This is a genomic window from Alkalibacterium sp. m-11 (assembly GCF_054658155.1).
Genome location: NZ_BAAGIR010000255.1, coordinates 1 through 1,452, shown reverse-complemented (window position 1 = coordinate 1,452; position 1,452 = coordinate 1). Strand labels below are relative to the sequence as shown.

Annotated in this window: 1 protein-coding gene; it reads left to right on the top strand. The window is 38.8% G+C overall.

The features are described 5' to 3' along the window. Window positions 1-597: 597 nt before the first annotated feature. Complete coding sequence (locus ACYQ2O_RS12220) at window positions 598-1,287, top strand: N-acetylmannosamine-6-phosphate 2-epimerase (protein WP_459771349.1); 690 nt, start codon at window positions 598-600, stop codon at window positions 1,285-1,287. Window positions 1,288-1,452: the final 165 nt, after the last annotated feature.

The following is a 1,452-nucleotide window of genomic DNA, read 5'->3' as shown; positions in this document are numbered from 1 at the left end:
CAGTGTACTTGAACTGTTGCGAAAAGCATTAAAATCAGAAGGGCTGTTTTGAGCTTCGCTCAATAGGCATTCATCTCCCACCTACGCTTCGCTTAGAGGTGGGAGTCTTCTGTCAAATGGTGATAAATTGATTCAAAATTTAAGTGATATGAGTTGATATTAAATTAGAGTAGAGTTAGAATGACCTCAAGCTTTATCACAATCTTTTTCCTCAGCTGCTCCTCACATAATAACTGTATTGGATATTAATAAATATAACACATTCGTGATTGTTTATTTGAAGTGAAAAGTACTCGATACTAAGAGGTCACTTAATTATCCCTGCTTGTTCCCTCCGAAGTTTCTTTTCATTTCCTTTCCTTTTCATTGTTAATAGTTTGCCTAAACCAGCTATTATATCTTCGTACCCCCATACATTACATGAAAGATATGCATGCCCTTGTTTACTGGCAGAACTCTTCTTCCATGCAAGGGCACACTTTCTCTCGAGTTTTTCAAGCTCAACTTACTGTTCGGTCTAACTTCTGCGGAGCTTATTTGTCTTTCATTTTCATCTGCCAGGTCTTATACTGAATAGAAGATGATTTGAAAAGGAGAATGAACAACATCATGCTGGATCGAATAAAAGGTAAACTGGTCGTATCATGTCAGGCTTTAGAGGATGAACCTCTCCACAGCTCTTTTATTATGAGTAAAATGGCAAAAGCAGCTGAAGTTGGAGGAGCTGCTGGGTTAAGAGCTAATTCTAAAGAGGATATTTTAAGTATAAAAGAAGAATCTGATTTGCCTATCATAGGGATAGTCAAACGAGACTATCCTGATTCTAAGATTTATATTACTCCAACGATGAAAGAAGTCGATGAACTCATGGAGGCTGGGTGTGACATGATTGCCCTGGATGCTACTAGTCAAAAGAGGCCGAATGGTGAGATGCTTGAGGACTTTGTTCAAACTATACGGAAAACCTATCCAAATATTCTGTTAATGGCAGATACCTCGACACTAAAGGAGGGGATAGAGGCTGAGAGACTCGGATTTGATGTGGTATCTACCACTCTTGTCGGCTACACTGACTACACCAAAGATGCCGATATATATTCAAATGACTTTGAGCTGCTCAATCGATACCTCTCAGAGATTTCGGTGCCAGTAATAGCAGAAGGAAAAGTCGATACGCCTGAAAAAGCTAAGGCCTGTCTGGAATTGGGCGCCTTCTCAGTAGTTGTAGGAAGTGCCATAACCCGTCCCCAGCTGATTACCGAGCGATTTGTAAAAGAGATGAGATAAATAAAAAACAGCACTTATAGTGCATACAACTTAATTATCTCAAGTTTTGCAGTTGAATATCCAGGTTTAACCCTTGCGGTTATTGAAACTTCTTATAAATAATTATCAAAAAACACACAAAAAGACACCTCTCTTTGGTAAAATGTAGTCACCATAACAACATTC